This is a genomic window from Staphylococcus sp. FSL W8-0271 (genome assembly GCF_038006605.1).
GTDB classification, from domain to species: domain Bacteria; phylum Bacillota; class Bacilli; order Staphylococcales; family Staphylococcaceae; genus Staphylococcus; species Staphylococcus cohnii.
The window spans coordinates 1,278,909-1,294,608 of the sequence record NZ_JBBOVM010000001.1; the positions used below are offsets into that span (position 1 = coordinate 1,278,909).

The 15,700-nt window shown below is 32.1% G+C and carries 17 protein-coding genes; 16 read left to right on the forward strand and 1 reads right to left on the reverse strand.

Features of this window, described 5'->3' with window-relative positions:
• Positions 1-130: 130 nt before the first annotated feature.
• The 10 genes from rpsU to recO all read left to right on the forward strand — a co-directional run bounded on the left by rpsU (position 131) and on the right by recO (position 7,306).
• Positions 131-307, forward strand: coding sequence for a 30S ribosomal protein S21 (gene rpsU / locus NST87_RS06330; protein ID WP_002483157.1), 177 nt, complete (start codon positions 131-133; stop codon positions 305-307).
• A gap of 364 nt (positions 308-671) precedes the next feature.
• Positions 672-1,373 carry an NfeD family protein gene (locus tag NST87_RS06335; RefSeq protein WP_019469377.1) on the forward strand — a complete coding sequence of 234 codons (702 nt, stop codon included), beginning with the start codon at positions 672-674 and terminating at the stop codon, positions 1,371-1,373.
• Positions 1,374-1,379: 6 nt separating this feature from the next.
• On the forward strand, positions 1,380-2,366 hold the full coding sequence (floA, locus tag NST87_RS06340) for a flotillin-like protein FloA (protein WP_026034799.1): 987 nt from the start codon (positions 1,380-1,382) through the stop codon (positions 2,364-2,366).
• Between the two features lie 17 nt (positions 2,367-2,383).
• Positions 2,384-3,040, forward strand: a complete 657-nt coding sequence (locus NST87_RS06345; protein WP_019469375.1) for a hypothetical protein — start codon at positions 2,384-2,386, stop codon at positions 3,038-3,040.
• Positions 3,041-3,375: 335 nt separating this feature from the next.
• Positions 3,376-4,323 carry a PhoH family protein gene (locus NST87_RS06350; RefSeq protein ID WP_040030030.1) on the forward strand — a complete coding sequence of 316 codons (948 nt, stop codon included), beginning with the start codon at positions 3,376-3,378 and terminating at the stop codon, positions 4,321-4,323.
• Positions 4,324-4,785, forward strand: coding sequence for an rRNA maturation RNase YbeY (gene ybeY, locus NST87_RS06355; protein WP_019469373.1), 462 nt, complete (start codon positions 4,324-4,326; stop codon positions 4,783-4,785).
• Between the two features lie 8 nt (positions 4,786-4,793).
• A complete protein-coding gene (locus tag NST87_RS06360; RefSeq protein ID WP_040030031.1) occupies positions 4,794-5,132 on the forward strand; it encodes a diacylglycerol kinase family protein in 339 nt (112 codons plus the stop codon).
• Positions 5,133-5,222: 90 nt separating this feature from the next.
• Positions 5,223-5,627, forward strand: coding sequence for a cytidine deaminase (gene cdd, locus NST87_RS06365; protein WP_019469371.1), 405 nt, complete (start codon positions 5,223-5,225; stop codon positions 5,625-5,627).
• The gene (era, locus tag NST87_RS06370) at positions 5,627-6,526 is read left to right on the forward strand and encodes a GTPase Era (RefSeq protein WP_019469370.1); all 900 of its coding nucleotides are present in this window, start codon (positions 5,627-5,629) and stop codon (positions 6,524-6,526) included. The genes cdd and era overlap by 1 nt, the downstream gene beginning before the upstream one ends.
• A 21-nt stretch (positions 6,527-6,547) precedes the next feature.
• Positions 6,548-7,306, forward strand: coding sequence for a DNA repair protein RecO (gene recO, locus NST87_RS06375; RefSeq protein ID WP_019469369.1), 759 nt, complete (start codon positions 6,548-6,550; stop codon positions 7,304-7,306).
• A gap of 138 nt (positions 7,307-7,444) precedes the next feature.
• On the opposite strand, the gene NST87_RS06380 is transcribed toward recO, so the two are convergent.
• The gene (locus tag NST87_RS06380) at positions 7,445-8,836 is read right to left on the reverse strand and encodes a glycine--tRNA ligase (RefSeq protein WP_040030033.1); all 1,392 of its coding nucleotides are present in this window, start codon (positions 8,834-8,836) and stop codon (positions 7,445-7,447) included.
• A gap of 345 nt (positions 8,837-9,181) precedes the next feature.
• On the opposite strand from NST87_RS06380, the gene NST87_RS06385 reads away from it, so the two are divergent.
• From NST87_RS06385 to NST87_RS06410, 6 genes are all read left to right on the forward strand, one after another.
• Positions 9,182-9,805, forward strand: coding sequence for a helix-turn-helix transcriptional regulator (locus NST87_RS06385; protein ID WP_071560292.1), 624 nt, complete (start codon positions 9,182-9,184; stop codon positions 9,803-9,805).
• A 14-nt stretch (positions 9,806-9,819) separates the two neighbouring features.
• Positions 9,820-10,641 carry a pyruvate, water dikinase regulatory protein gene (locus tag NST87_RS06390; protein ID WP_019469366.1) on the forward strand — a complete coding sequence of 274 codons (822 nt, stop codon included), beginning with the start codon at positions 9,820-9,822 and terminating at the stop codon, positions 10,639-10,641.
• A 46-nt stretch (positions 10,642-10,687) separates the two neighbouring features.
• Complete coding sequence (gene dnaG / locus NST87_RS06395) at positions 10,688-12,472, forward strand: DNA primase (RefSeq protein ID WP_019469365.1); 1,785 nt, start codon at positions 10,688-10,690, stop codon at positions 12,470-12,472.
• 138 nt (positions 12,473-12,610) lie between these two features.
• Entirely contained in the window at positions 12,611-13,717 is a 1,107-nt protein-coding gene (gene rpoD, locus NST87_RS06400) for an RNA polymerase sigma factor RpoD (RefSeq protein ID WP_019469364.1), read from the forward strand.
• Positions 13,718-13,783: 66 nt separating this feature from the next.
• The gene (locus tag NST87_RS06405; protein WP_019469363.1) at positions 13,784-14,464 is read left to right on the forward strand and encodes a tRNA (adenine(22)-N(1))-methyltransferase; all 681 of its coding nucleotides are present in this window, start codon (positions 13,784-13,786) and stop codon (positions 14,462-14,464) included.
• Positions 14,465-15,568 (forward strand): Nif3-like dinuclear metal center hexameric protein, encoded by a 1,104-nt coding sequence (locus NST87_RS06410; protein ID WP_340721432.1) that lies wholly within the window; start codon positions 14,465-14,467, stop codon positions 15,566-15,568. It abuts the gene before it with no gap.
• Positions 15,569-15,700 lie beyond the last annotated feature (132 nt).

Below are 15,700 nucleotides of genomic sequence, written 5' to 3' on the forward strand. Positions count from 1 at the left end.
AAAATGAATCATGAAATTAAAATTTTACTAATTGACCACATTAATCAGATATATTATACTAATTAATACATGGTAATTACCGTGTAATGATTATAAAGTTTCGTTGATATTTGGAGGGAGGGAAATACACATGTCTAAAACAGTAGTCAAAAAGAACGAATCACTTGAAGATGCGTTACGTCGTTTCAAACGTACAGTTTCTAAAAGCGGTACAATTCAAGAAGTACGTAAACGTGAATTTTACGAAAAACCTAGCGTTAAACGTAAAAAGAAATCAGAAGCTGCACGTAAACGTAAATTCAAATAATTAATTGTTTCGTTGACTCCCTCAACACCAACATTAATTATAAACCATAATAGCCTTAGTTGTTTATACAGCTAAGGCTATTTTTATATATTAACTTAAATAAATGACCTATTTTATATATTCCTATTTATGATTTTCATAAGCATTAGAAAATTTAGTACTTAGTTTAAAAACCACCATAATCACGTTAATCAAGTGTTAATATTGTACAACTCGTGCAGCAGGTTGAAATTGATTGTTTTTCTGGGAATATCATTTAATAACAAATGAATAATATTATGATTTTTATTGTGTAAACGGTATAATCATATATTTATTTCATGTATAATTAAATTGAGAGTGAGGTGATAAAGTGATTCCTTCGATGAGCAGTATACATACTATCTTTTCAACCAAACTTGTTGAAAACGGAAACTGGATAGACAATGTCTCTAACTTTATTGTTAGTCCAATAGGTGCTTTGATATTAACTTGTATTATCTTCTTAGGTTTTTTGTACCAGTTATATTCAAATAAAATTAATATTGTCGGAATTATATCAACATTAGCATTATTCATTTTCTTTTTAGGATTTTTTGTAAAAGGGGATGTCAACTTTTATTCTGTTGTTTTATTCGCTATTGGTGTGATATTCGTTATCATTGAATTGTTTGTAGTGGGTGCAATTATTGGCATTATAGGTATGGCATTAATCGTTTTTAGTATTGTTACTTTAGGTGATAATCTAGTGTACATGATTGCTAATGTTGTCGTAGCCTTAATATTATCAATCATAGAGTGGGTGATACTTGTGAAATTTTTCAAACGTAAAATACCGTTTTTAGATAAAGTTGTATTGAAGGATTCTACAAATGCAGAAGCAGGTTATACATCACATAAAGATCGCTCTCATTTAGTTGGAGAAGTTGCAACTACATCTACAGATTTGAGACCAGCAGGAATTATTATTTATAACAATGAACGTATCGATGCAGTTTCAGATGGTTCGTTTATATTACGGAATAAACAAGTTACTATTCTGGAAGTTGAAGGTACTCGAGTTGTTGTGAGAGAAATAGAAACATAAAGGAGAATGAGTATGATTGGAATTTTAATTATAGCAGTTATAGTCGTAATTGCATTATTGTTATTATTTTCATTTGTACCTGTTGGATTGTGGATTTCAGCAATCGCAGCGGGTGTAAAAGTAGGCATTGGTACCCTAGTAGGTATGAGATTACGTAGAGTTTCTCCACGTAAAGTAATATCACCTTTAATTAAAGCTCATAAAGCAGGATTAAACTTAACAACGAACCAACTTGAATCACATTATTTAGCAGGTGGTAATGTTGACCGTGTTGTTGATGCAAATATCGCTGCACAAAGAGCTGATATTAATTTACCTTTTGAACGTGGCGCAGCTATAGACTTAGCAGGTCGTGACGTGTTAGAAGCAGTTCAAATGTCTGTAAATCCAAAAGTAATTGAGACACCATTTATCGCTGGTGTTGCAATGAATGGTATCGAAGTTAAAGCAAAAGCAAGAATCACAGTACGCGCGAATATTGCAAGATTAGTCGGTGGTGCTGGAGAAGAAACGATTATTGCACGTGTTGGTGAAGGTATTGTTTCTACAATTGGTTCTAGTGAACATCATACACAAGTGCTTGAAAATCCTGATAATATTTCTAAAACAGTTTTAAGTAAAGGTTTAGATTCAGGTACAGCTTTTGAAATTTTATCAATCGATATTGCAGATGTAGACATTAGCAAGAACATTGGTGCAGATTTACAAACTGAACAAGCGCTTGCTGATAAAAATATCGCACAAGCAAAAGCCGAAGAACGCCGTGCAATGGCAGTAGCACAAGAACAAGAAATGAAAGCAAAAGTACAAGAAATGCGTTCTAAAGTTGTTGAAGCGGAAGCAGAAGTTCCACTAGCTATGGCTGAAGCATTACGTTCAGGAAATCTTGGAGTGAAAGATTATTATAATCTAAAAAATGTTGAAGCAGATACTGGTATGAGAAATTCTATTAACCAACGTACAAAAAAAGAAGATGATGAATCACCGGAATAATAAATAGGGGTGATTAAATGAATATAGGTATTATTATCTTTGTAGTATCTGTCATTTTTACGATAATTGGTGCTATTAACGATGATAGTCATAAAAAGCGAAAAAAACAACAACCGCCAACTAATAAACAGCCAAGTCAGTCTGAAGCGCCACCAAAAAAACGCGGTTTCCTTGAAGAAGTAGGAAAAACATTTTCTGAGTTGGAAAAACAATTTAATGATGGTCCTTTTACTCAGGAAGAACATACACCAAAGCAGAATAAACCTGTTGAAACACGAGCTGAAAAGATGGAAGGTGAAATGCCTCAACAAGAAACATCAACGGTTCCTAAACATAATGAAACCGAAGCTGAAAAAGTAAAACGTGAGCAAAAACAACAAGATGATACACTTCAAAAAGAGCTTGAAGCTGATCTAATGGGCAAAATGGAAGACGTACGTAATGAAATCGATCGTGAAACTGAGAAAAAAATACAAAGAACCGAGAAAAAAGCACGAGATATCATTTCTGATAAATATTTATCAGAGAGAACTAAGCGTTATCGTTTAAAACAGTTAATGAATGCACATTCTGTTCAAAGCTCTGGCACAAATGCTCAATATAGATTCGCTGATGATGAAGTTGTTAATGGTATTATTTGGTCTGAAGTTTTAGAAAGACCAAAAAAATTATAAATTTATTTAAACTCAACTTATAAAGTTAGAATTTTGACTTTATAAGTTGAGTTATTTTTAATTTCAAAATATATAATGATCGTTAATTTTTATACTATACTTTCTTTATGCTCTGGTTTACATAAAAATAACAATTTATGTTAATTTTTAATTCACTTTGAAATAATATGAGAATATTTCATGATATAATAACATTGAAGTTGCAGTATGATTTATTCAAATTATTAATTTTATAATAATGCTTATTTCATATCATGCATCATGATTATTTTTGTAACTTAAAATCTAATAGGATAAAATAATAGAAACGAATATATTTGTAAAGGAGCAACTATATGCCTGGAATTATTCAAATAGATGACATCAATGAAGCACAAGCACTCATTGGTAATAATGATGAAAATCTTAAATCAATTGAAGAAGGATTTGATGTCATAATACATGCTCGAGGACAAGAAATAGCCGTAAAAGGTGAAATAGTTGAGCATGTAGAACAAGCTGAATCAGTACTGATTAATTTATTAAAAGTAATACAACAAGGCGTAACTATATCACTCAAGGATGTAGAAGCCGCTGTTAAAATGGCAAAAAATGGTACGATTCATTACTTATTAGATTTATATGATGACGAAATTACTAAAGACGCGTTTGGTAAAACAATACGGGCTAAAACTATGGGACAAAGACTTTATGTCAATGCTATGTATCATAATGACTTGGTATTTGGCGTTGGACCAGCAGGTACAGGGAAAACATTTTTAGCCGTTGTTTATGCCGCTAAGCAACTGCGAAAAGGTAATGTCAAACGTATCGTGTTGACAAGACCTGCAGTAGAAGCTGGTGAATCATTAGGATTTTTACCTGGTGATTTGAAGGAAAAAGTAGATCCTTATTTGCGCCCATTATATGATGGTTTAAATACTGTTTTAGGAAGAGAACAAACGGCTAGATTTATCGAGCGTGGCGTTATAGAAATAGCCCCATTAGCATATATGAGAGGGAGAACGCTTGATGATGCATTTGTTATTTTAGATGAAGCGCAAAACACTACCCATGCTCAGATGAAAATGTTCTTAACAAGGTTAGGTTTTGGTTCGAAAATGGTTGTAACTGGTGATAAGACACAAATTGACTTACCTAAAGGTGTTAAAAGTGGCCTTAAAGAAGCAATAGCAAAGTTACACAATGTTAAAGGTCTAAGTATCCATCATTTAGACCAAAACGATGTTGTGCGTCATCCGCTTGTAAGTAAAATAATTGATCGTTATGAGGGAGAAGAGTAAATGTTTACAATAGATTTTAATGATCATACTGAATTAGTTGATAACAATTGGTTTAAGCAAATAGACGATCTTCTTACTTTTGCAAAAGAAAAAGAAGGAATAGAAAACGATGCTGAATTATCTGTGACATTTGTAGACAAAGCAGAAATTCAACAAATAAATAAAATGTATCGAGATAAAGACAAGGTAACAGATGTAATATCTTTTGCTTTAGAAGAAGATGAACCCGAAATTAGTGGTTTAGACATACCTAGAGTACTCGGAGATATTATCATATGCACTGAAGTTGCTCAATCACAGGCAGATGAATATGGACATTCGTTTGAAAGAGAACTTGGCTTCCTCGCCCTTCATGGTTTTTTACATTTATTAGGTTATGATCACATGGATGAAGTGGATGAAAAAGAAATGTTTGGTCGTCAAGATGAAATTTTAAATGCCTATGGCTTGCCAAGAGATTAGAGGTAGTTATGAAACGTTTTAAATATGCTTTTCAAGGTTTACTGGTCCTCTTTAGTAAAGACAAAAAGTTTTTAATCCATATTATTTTTGCAGTTATTACTATTTTCCTTAGTATTTATTTAAAAATAAATACAGTTGAATGGATTTTAATCCTCATTGCTATAGGATTCGTGTTAACATTTGAAGCCATAAATACAGCCCTTGAATATGTAGTGGATTTGATTACAGATGAATATCATGACTATGCAAAGAAAGCTAAAGATACAGCAGCTGCTAGTGTTATGCTTGCTTCAGTAATTGCGTTGGCAATTGGACTTATCGTTTTTTTACCATATTTTATAAAATAAACAATACGATTTTTAATCTATCTATATACTATGCAGTAGTTAGTTTGAAATAACAATACAAAATTAAAAATTGAATAGGAGTGTTAAATTATGGCATACCAACCTGATTATTTTAAGGAAGTAAGAAAAGCACAAAGTAATGCTTATGCACCATACAGTAAATTTAAAGTAGGTGCATATTTAATTACAAAAGATGGTAAAACATATCACGGTGCAAATGTAGAAAATGCAGCTTACCCATTAGGTATTTGTGCAGAAAGATCAAGCCTTGTTGCAGCTATTGCTGATGGATATCGACCTGGCGATTTCGAATCAATTACTGTAACCGTTGATGCAGAATCACCTTCTTCGCCTTGTGGTTCTTGTAGACAAGTGTTAAAAGAACTTTGTGATGATGAAATGCCTGTATATATGACCAATCATAAGGGTGACATGATTCAATCTACAGTTAGTGATTTATTACCTCTAGGATTTTCTGGAAAGGATTTAAACTAATGACAGCACATAAATCAGGATTTGTAACAATTATTGGTAGACCTAACGTAGGTAAATCTACCTTTGTTAATCGCGTCATCGGACATAAAATTGCTATTATGTCTGATAAAGCACAAACGACAAGAAATAAAATTCAAGGTGTAATGACTCAAGAAGATGCACAAATTATATTTTTAGATACGCCAGGTATACACAAACCTAAACATAAATTAGGCGATTATATGATGCGCGTTGCGACTAACACGTTATCAGAAATTGATGCCATTATGTTTATGGTCAATGTTAATGAAGATATTGGTCGCGGTGATGAATACATTATGGAAATGTTGAAATCAGTTAAAACTCCAGTATTTTTAGTTTTAAATAAAATTGACTTAGTACATCCAGATAAACTTATGCCAAGAATAGAAAAATATAAAAAATATATGAATTTCACTGAAATTGTTCCTATATCTGCATTAGAAGGATTAAATGTTGAGCACTTTATCAATGTTATTAAATCTTATTTACCAGAAGGACCTAAATATTATCCGGATGACCAAATTTCTGATCATCCAGAACAGTTTGTAGTGAGTGAACTTATCCGCGAGAAAATATTACATCTTACAAATGAGGAAATTCCACATGCGATTGGAGTCAATGTCGATCGAATGATTAAAGAAGATGAAGATCGAGTGAGAATTGAAGCTACTATTTTTGTGGAACGTGATTCACAAAAAGGGATAGTTATAGGTAAAGGTGGCAAAAAACTCAAAGAAGTTGGGAAAAGGGCACGCCAAGACATTGAAGGATTATTAGGATCTAAAGTGTATTTAGAACTATGGGTAAAAGTTCAAAAAGATTGGCGAAACAAAGTTAACTTCATTCGTCAAATGGGATATTTAGAAGATCAAGATTAATTTGAGAGTCGGTGAGCTAAAATGTTAATCAAACAAAAAGGAATTATTATTAAAACAGTTGATTATGGCGAATCCGATAAAATCATCACAATTTTAAATGAATACGGTGCAAAAATTCCGCTTATGGTTCGCCGCGCCAAAAAGAGTAAGAGTGGCTTGCAAGCTAATACGCAACTATTTGTGTATGGCTTGTTTATTTATTCCAAATGGAAAGGCATGGGAACTTTAAGTTCAATAGATGTCATCGATCAAAATTACCATTTGCGATTAGATATTTATGAGAGTAGTTACGCTAGCTTATGTACTGAAGCGATAGATCGATCCATTGATAATGATGAACTGTCACAATTTAGTTACGAATTATTACACTTTGTATTAGCTAAAATTAAAAGTGGCGTATCCGCCCAACTGATGTCAGTCATCGTATTGATTAAATCAATGGCTAAGTTTGGTTTCAGCGCAATATTTAATCATTGCGTTGTCACTGGTGATGACGACCAATCTAAGCTCATTGGCTATAGTTTTAAATTTGATGGTGCAATTTCAACCCATGCATATCAACAAGATCCCAATGCGTTACTACTGTCCAATAGAACACTTTATTTATTAGATGTGTTACAAAACTTACCGATAAGTAAAATGAGCGCTTTAAGTATTCATCAAGATATCGTTGATGAGATGTCGCAATTGATGATAATGTTGTATAGTGAATATGCTGGCATGTATTTCAAAAGCCAAAAACTTATTAATCAATTACAAAGATTAGATAATTCAAATTAATTCTATAAATAGGGTCAATTTCAATGAATCATTAAATTTTATAAACAATAATAAAAACGTCAATTTCTATACAATTTATAGAAATCGACGTTTTTCATTTAGTTCGACCACTTTTAAAGGTCGATAGATATATTGAAATTAAAATTTAACTTTTTCTGTTAAGAAACTTTCTAATTCAGCAATCGGCATACGTACTTGTTCCATCGTGTCTCTATCACGTACCGTTACTTGCTGGTCTTCTAGTGAATCAAAATCAAATGTTATACAGTATGGTGTGCCGATTTCGTCTTGACGACGGTAACGTTTACCAATTGATTGTGATTCATCAAAATCAATTGCAAAATTTGCGCTTAATTGTTCAAATATTTTAATTGCATCACCAGATAATTTTTTACTTAATGGTAAAACAGCAGCTTTATATGGTGCTAATGCAGGATGGAAGTGTAATACAGTTCTTGAATCTTTACTGCCTTCAACACCTTCTTCTGCATATGCATCACACAAGAATGCTAAAGTAACTCGATCTGCACCAAGTGAAGGTTCGATACAATATGGTAGGTATTTTTCACCAGTTTCTTGGTCATGATATTGGAAATCTTCACCAGAATGTTCACTATGTTGTTTTAAATCATAATCTGTTCTACTTGCAATACCCCATAATTCTCCCCAACCAAATGGGAAACGATATTCTATATCAGTTGTTGCATTTGAGTAGTGTGATAACTCATCTGCATCATGGTCACGTAAACGCGTAGCAGACTCACTTAAATTTAAATCTTTTAACCATTGGCTGGCAAAAGTTTTCCAATAATTTTGCCACTCTATTTCTTCACCAGGCTTACAGAAGAATTCTAATTCCATTTGCTCAAATTCACGTGTTCTAAAGATGAAGTTACCAGGTGTAATTTCATTACGGAATGATTTACCGATTTGGCCAATTCCGAATGGTAATTTTTTACGCATTGTACGCTGAACATTTTTGTAATTGACGAAAATACCTTGTGCAGTTTCAGGACGTAAGAAAATTTCATTTGTTGAATCTTCTGTAACACCTTGGAATGTTTTGAACATCAAATTAAATTGACGAATATCTGTCCAATTAGCAGTGCCACTTACTGGACAAACAATACCTTCTTCATCAATAATACGTTTCATTTCGTCGAAGCTAAGACCATCAGCAACGAAATTTTCATCGCCTTTTTCATTTGCCATATAATCTTCTATTATTTTATCTGCACGATAACGAATTTTACTGTCTTTATTGTCTATCATTGGATCATTAAAGTTACCTAAATGCCCAGACGCTTCCCATGTTTTTGGGTTCATTAAAATTGCTGCATCGATCCCAACGTTATATGGAGATTGCGTGATAAATTTTTGCCACCAGGCTTTTTTAATATTGTTTTTTAATTCTACACCTAATGGACCATAGTCCCATGTATTTGATAAACCACCATAAATGTCACTACCAGGGAATACAAAACCTCTATGTTTTGCTAATTGAACGATTGTTTCCATATCTTTTGCCAAAAAAAACACTCCTTTTAACATAAAAAACGCCCCAAGACAAAGAAAAAGCCAAAAAAAACTTAATCATTGTCTTGGGACGAGTTAATTAATTTTAATCACATATAATTTATGTGTTTTTAATAAATTTTTAATAACCCGCGGTTCCACCCAATTTAGTGTGTACACTCGCTTTTGAAACTTCATTTGAAATTGTAGCCAATTGTTTTGTTAAGCTTTCACCACCCTTAACTCGCTTTAAATACAATTTTAATGTATTGGTTGATTATTAGCAAGTAAATATATGTATTTGTAGCAATTTATAATTCAATGTATAATTAAATGTAATGAGTAAAGGGGTGAAGTCTTATAGAACTGAGTAAAAGACAACAACAAATTGTTGATATTGTCAAAAATAATGGACCTATTACTGGTGAACATATAGCCGAACATCTTAGTCTTACTAGAGCGACCTTGAGGCCAGATTTAGCAATACTTACGATGTCTGGTATTTTAGAAGCTCGTCCACGTGTTGGCTACTACTATTCCGGAAAGCCAAAAAATAAATTAATTGCTGATCAATTAAAACAATATATTGTTAAAGATTACGCATCACACCCTGTAGTAGTAAAAAATGAAATGTCTGTTTATGATGCGATTTGCACAATATTTCTAGAGGATGTTAGTACGTTGTTTGTTATAAATAATGAAGGAGATTTTATAGGCGTTTGTTCCCGAAAGGATTTATTACGTGCGTCAATGATAGGTAAGGATATACATACGATGCCTGTTAATATTATAATGACGCGTATGCCTAATTTAAGCTTTGTACTTGAAGACGAGCGTGTAATATTTGCTGCAAATCTAATGATTGAAAAAGAAATAGATTCTTTACCAATTGTGATTAAAAAAGAAAATGGAAAATATGAAGTTAAGGGCCGTATATCTAAAACAACAATTACAAAAATATTTGTCTCTTTACTAAATGAATAGGTGGTATGTATTAAATGGAAAATATTAAAATTATTGTTGCTTCTGACTCAGTAGGTGAAACTGCTGAACTTGTAGCAAGAGCTTGCATTTCACAATTTAACCCAAATCAATGTGAAAGTGAAATTAGTAGGTATCCGTATATTGAAGCTTTAGAAAATGTAGATGAAGTAATCTCAGTTGCAAAAGACACTGAAGCGATAGTTGTTTATACATTAGTGAAGCCAGAAATAAGAAAGTATATGGAAGCAAAAATAAAAGAATTTCAAATTAAGTCTGTAGACATTATGGGTCCACTGATGAATATATTATTAGATAAAATTGATGAACAACCTTATTTTGAACCAGGACTTGTGCATCAATTAGATGAAGCATATTTTAAAAAGATTGATGCTATAGAATTTGCAGTAAAATATGATGATGGTAAAGATCCAAAAGGTTTAGATAAAGCTGACATCGTTCTATTAGGCATATCTAGAACTTCAAAAACACCTCTGTCACAATATCTTGCACATAAAAGTTATAAAGTGATGAATATACCAATTGTGCCAGAGGTAACACCTCCAGATAATTTATTTAACGTTGACACATCAAAATGTATTGCATTAAAGATAAGTGAAGACAAATTAAATCGCATCAGAAAAGAAAGATTAAAACAATTAGGCTTAGGAGATAGTGCAAGATATGCTACAGAGCAACGTATTGTAGAAGAACTAAATTACTTCAATGAATTAGTTGAAAAGATCGGCTGCCCTGTGATAGACGTTACTGATAAGGCGATTGAAGAAACTGCAAATGATATTATTAGTATCATTGAGCAAAATAGTTTCCTAAAATAAGAAATTCTATTATAATATTATAACTACTGTCTAATAGGTGATAATTTTGCGAATTGAACAAGCAACAATTAATGAAATTAAAGAGAAAACGGATATTCTCGATTTAGTAAGTGAATATGTTAAATTAGAAAAAAGAGGACGCAATTACATTGGGTTGTGTCCTTTTCATGATGAAAAAACACCATCGTTTACTGTTTCTGAAGACAAACAAATTTGCCATTGCTTTGGTTGTAAAAAAGGAGGGAACGTCTTTCAATTTACTCAAGAAATTAAAGACGTTTCTTTTACTGAAGCAGTAAAATTATTAGGTGAACGTGTAAATATTGAAGTTGAAACGTCTCAAACAGCGTCAGAGCAACATCCTAATCATCAAATTGCCTCTGAAGATTTGCAAATGATTGAAATGCATGAATTAATGCAAGATTATTATCATTACGCCTTAAAAAAAACTGTTGAAGGTGAAGCGGCGTTAAATTATTTAAAAGAGCGTGGTTTTACTGATGAACTGATAGATAGTCGGAAAATAGGCTATGCGCCAAAAAATGCAAATTTTTGTCATGACTTTTTACAGAAGAAAGGTTATGATATTCAACTCGCATATGAAGCGGGTTTATTGTCTAGAAACGAAGAAAATTTTAGCTACTATGATCGTTTCAGAGATAGAATTATGTTCCCATTAACAAATGCACAAGGACGAACTGTTGGTTATTCTGGGAGAACATATACAAATCAAGAGCCAAAATATCTTAACAGTCCTGAAACACCGATATTTCAAAAAAGAAGATTATTATACAACGTAGATCAAGCCAGAAAAGCGATACGTAAAAATGATGAAATTATACTACTCGAAGGTTTTATGGATGTGATAAAAGCCGATTATGCAGGATTACATCAAGTTGTAGCAAGTATGGGAACACAAATTTCACAAGAACATATCGCATTTATGAAAAAACTCACTTCAAATGTGACGCTGATGTTTGACGGGGATTTTGCTGGTAGTGAGGCCACTTTAAAATCTGGTCAAATATTGTTACAACAAGGATTTAATGTATTTGTAGTACAACTTCCGAAGAACATGGATCCAGATGAGTATATTGGAAAACACGGTGCAGATGCATTTAATTATTTTGTTGAACATGAAAAAAAAGCATTCATTCTTTATAAAGTGCATATGCATCAAGAAGAAATTGAAAATAATGATTTAGCATATGAAAGGTATTTAAAAGAAATAACGAATGATATTTCATTAATGAAGTCCTCAATTTTACGTAAAAAAATATTGCAAGACGTGTCAGAATTGTTTAAAGTAAGCATGGACAGTTTAAATATTGAAGTAGGACAACGTGAAGATTATTATCAACCACAGTCATATCAATTTCCTAGTGTGCCACAATTCACTAATTTAAATAAACAAGAAAAGGCAGAGCGTGCTTTATTAAAACATTTTATGAATGATAAGGATATTTTCTTGAATTATCATAAATTACTTCAAACAGAAGACTTTACAAATCAGTATTTTAAGCGTATATTTAATGCTTTACATGAGTTTTATTCTGAGAATGATACGTTTAATATTAGTGATGTTTTACAATATATCGATTCAAATGAAATTAAAGAAGCATTTATATCATTGGATAACTATATGATAAATGAAGAACCCTATGAACATGAAATCGATGATTATTTAAACACACTTTTAACAAATAGAAATGAAGAAACGATTGAATCGCTTAATCATAAGTTACGGGAGGCTTCTAGATTAGGTGATTTAGAGTTGCAGAAATATTACCTAGAAAAAATTGTAGACTTCAATAAAAATAGAATGAATTAAATTTAAAATGAATATATCTGTATATTATTGGGTTTAACAACTTGCATAAATCGTATGAATTATGGGTAGATAATATTAAGATTATCTATCAAATGATATCACGGTTTCAAGTTGATATTATATTCGGGAGGCCTTTTCATGTCTGGAAATAAAGTTACACTTAAAAAGCAAACAATTGACCCATCTCTAACTTTAGAAGATGTAAAAAAACACTTAATTGAAAAAGGTAAAAAAGAAGGGCATCTGAGCCACGAAGAAATTGCAGAGAAATTGCAAAACTTCGAGATGGATTCTGATCAAATGGATGAACTATTTGATCAATTAACAGATAACGATATCAGTTTGGTAAATGAAAAAGATAGTTCTGACAAAGATGCTGAATTAAATCCTAATGATTTAAGTGCTCCTCCAGGTGTTAAAATTAATGACCCTGTACGTATGTATCTTAAAGAAATCGGACGTGTCGATTTATTAAATGCGCAAGAAGAAATAGAATTAGCTAAAAGAATTGAACAAGGCGATGAAGTCGCTAAATCAAGATTAGCTGAAGCAAACTTGCGTTTAGTAGTCAGTATAGCCAAAAGATATGTTGGCCGTGGCATGCTTTTCTTAGATTTAATTCAAGAAGGTAATATGGGCTTAATTAAAGCAGTTGAAAAGTTCGATTTCAATAAAGGATTTAAATTTTCAACATATGCAACTTGGTGGATACGTCAAGCAATTACACGTGCAATTGCAGACCAAGCTCGTACAATACGTATTCCAGTGCATATGGTAGAAACAATCAATAAATTAATCCGTGTACAAAGACAACTATTACAAGATTTAGGTCGTGATCCAGCCCCAGAAGAAATTGGTGAGGAAATGGATTTACCACCTGAAAAAGTAAGAGAAATATTAAAAATAGCTCAGGAGCCAGTTTCATTAGAAACACCAATTGGTGAAGAAGACGATAGCCACTTAGGTGACTTTATTGAAGACCAAGAAGCTCAAAGTCCATCTGATCATGCGGCTTATGAATTATTAAAAGAACAACTGGAAGATGTCTTAGATACATTAACTGACAGAGAAGAAAATGTACTACGCTTGCGTTTTGGACTTGACGACGGAAGAACACGCACGCTAGAAGAAGTTGGTAAAGTCTTCGGTGTTACGAGAGAGCGTATTCGTCAAATTGAAGCTAAAGCATTGAGAAAATTAAGACATCCGAGTAGAAGTAAACGTCTTAAAGACTTTATGGATTAATTTTTCAGCTCTTTTGTACCTTGTCGTACAAAAGAGCTTTTTACATTTACATAGAGGAGCGCTTTTATGGTTACATTAAATCAAAGATTAAAAAAAGTGAGTACATTTATATTAGGAGATTGCTTTGCAGATATTGGCTCAGATCATGCATATCTTCCGATTTATGCGATTGAAAATAATTTAGTCAAAAATGCAATTGCTGGAGAAGTAATCAAAGGTCCATTCGAAGCTTCGAAAAAGAATGTTGTAGAACATGATTTGGTAAATCATGTTGATGTTAGACTAGGGGATGGATTATCGATAATACAGTCGAATGATCAAATTAATACCATTACAATTTGTGGTATGGGTGGGCCATTAATTGCTAAAATCCTTGAGGAAGGTAAAGAAAAATTAACCGCACATCCAAGGCTTATTTTACAAAGTAACATACAATCTAGCGCGATTAGAAATTTGTTAGAATCCATGCATTATAATATTATTGAAGAAGTAATTTTAGAAGAAAAAGGTCATATCTATGAAATAATCGTAGCAGATTTTTGCGAAGAACAGCCACAAACACTTACTAGATCGGAAATAAAGTTTGGACCGATTTTATTAAAAAAGAAACATGAATTATTTTTCAAAAAATGGGAAAGAGAACGACAAGCATTGCAAAAAATCAAAAGTCATTTGAACTCTGAAAAACATAGTGAGCGATTAAATGAAATTAACAACGAAATCAATTTAATTAATGAGGTGTTGTAAATGAAAGTTAAAACGTTACTTCAAATAATAAATCAACATGTACCATTTAAAACTGCAGAATCATGGGATAATGTTGGCTTGTTAATCGGTGATGAATCTGCTGAAATTTCGGGTGTTTTAACCGCTTTAGATTGTACCAATGAGGTCGTTGATGAAGCAATAAGTCATGATTTTAACACTATTATTTGTCATCATCCACTCATATTTAAAGGTGTTAAAAATATTATTCATCAAGATGGTTATGGCGCTATTTTACGAAAGTTAATTAAAAATGATATGAATTTAATTGCTTTGCATACAAATCTAGATGTTTACCCAAAAGGTGTTAATGCGATGTTAGCAGAAAAACTTCAATTGAAAAATCAACAAATCTTAAACCCAGAAATTTTAAAATACTATAAAGTGCAAGTGTTTATTCCAGAAGCAAATCTTAAATCATTTAAAGATGCTTTGAGTGATGCAGGTTTAGCTGAAGAAGGAAATTATAAATATTGTTTCTTTGAGAGCCCAGGGAATGGGCAATTCAAACCCACTGGTAATGCTCAACCACATATTGGTACCTTAGATAAAATTGAAGAAGTTAACGAATTTAAATTAGAATTTATGATTGATGAAAACCAAAAGCATTTAGCAGAACAATTAATTAAAACAAACCATCCATATGAAACACCAGTTTTTGATTTTATAGAAATGGAAAAAGAAGCGAATTATGGTTTAGGTATGATTGGAGATTTAGAATCTGAGATGGATGCACCTACTTTTGTGAAGCATGTCAAAACACAATTGGAAATGCCGAGTGTTAGATTTATTGGAAATTTAAAGCAAACAATTAAAAAGGTTGCGATTATAGGTGGTTCAGGTATTGGATTTGAGTATCAAGCGGATCAACAAGGCGCAGACATTTTTATAACTGGTGATATCAAACATCATGAGGCCTTAGATGCAAAAATTGCGGGTATTAACTTATTAGATATTAATCATTATAGTGAATATGTAATGAAAGATGGTTTATGTGACTTATTAATTAATTGGATTAGACGGGATGACATTACTTTTGAAATTAAGGCATCTAAACTCAATACGGATCCGTTTAATTATTTATAATTGTTATTGATATAACTAGAAGAAATAAAATTTCATTGATCCTTCCGACTAAAAATAGTTGGATTTTGGAAAAGATACTATTTAAAATTTTATTTCAGTCAACGAACTACCATTTACTTTAGGCTGAGGCAT

What these genes read in the sequence shown, in the direction of transcription:
- rpsU (WP_002483157.1), top strand. Translation starts at nt 131, where the DNA reads ATGTCTAAAACAGTAGTCAAAAAGAACGAATCACTTGAAGATGCGTTA.
- floA (WP_026034799.1), top strand. Translation starts at nt 1,380, where the DNA reads ATGAGTATGATTGGAATTTTAATTATAGCAGTTATAGTCGTAATTGCA.
- NST87_RS06405 (WP_019469363.1), top strand. Translation starts at nt 13,784, where the DNA reads ATGGTTACATTAAATCAAAGATTAAAAAAAGTGAGTACATTTATATTA.
- rpoD (WP_019469364.1), top strand. Translation starts at nt 12,611, where the DNA reads ATGTCTGGAAATAAAGTTACACTTAAAAAGCAAACAATTGACCCATCT.
- ybeY (WP_019469373.1), top strand. Translation starts at nt 4,324, where the DNA reads ATGTTTACAATAGATTTTAATGATCATACTGAATTAGTTGATAACAAT.
- NST87_RS06350 (WP_040030030.1), top strand. Translation starts at nt 3,376, where the DNA reads ATGCCTGGAATTATTCAAATAGATGACATCAATGAAGCACAAGCACTC.
- NST87_RS06335 (WP_019469377.1), top strand. Translation starts at nt 672, where the DNA reads ATGAGCAGTATACATACTATCTTTTCAACCAAACTTGTTGAAAACGGA.
- NST87_RS06410 (WP_340721432.1), top strand. Translation starts at nt 14,465, where the DNA reads ATGAAAGTTAAAACGTTACTTCAAATAATAAATCAACATGTACCATTT.
- NST87_RS06360 (WP_040030031.1), top strand. Translation starts at nt 4,794, where the DNA reads ATGAAACGTTTTAAATATGCTTTTCAAGGTTTACTGGTCCTCTTTAGT.
- NST87_RS06390 (WP_019469366.1), top strand. Translation starts at nt 9,820, where the DNA reads ATGGAAAATATTAAAATTATTGTTGCTTCTGACTCAGTAGGTGAAACT.
- NST87_RS06345 (WP_019469375.1), top strand. Translation starts at nt 2,384, where the DNA reads ATGAATATAGGTATTATTATCTTTGTAGTATCTGTCATTTTTACGATA.
- era (WP_019469370.1), top strand. Translation starts at nt 5,627, where the DNA reads ATGACAGCACATAAATCAGGATTTGTAACAATTATTGGTAGACCTAAC.
- cdd (WP_019469371.1), top strand. Translation starts at nt 5,223, where the DNA reads ATGGCATACCAACCTGATTATTTTAAGGAAGTAAGAAAAGCACAAAGT.
- recO (WP_019469369.1), top strand. Translation starts at nt 6,548, where the DNA reads ATGTTAATCAAACAAAAAGGAATTATTATTAAAACAGTTGATTATGGC.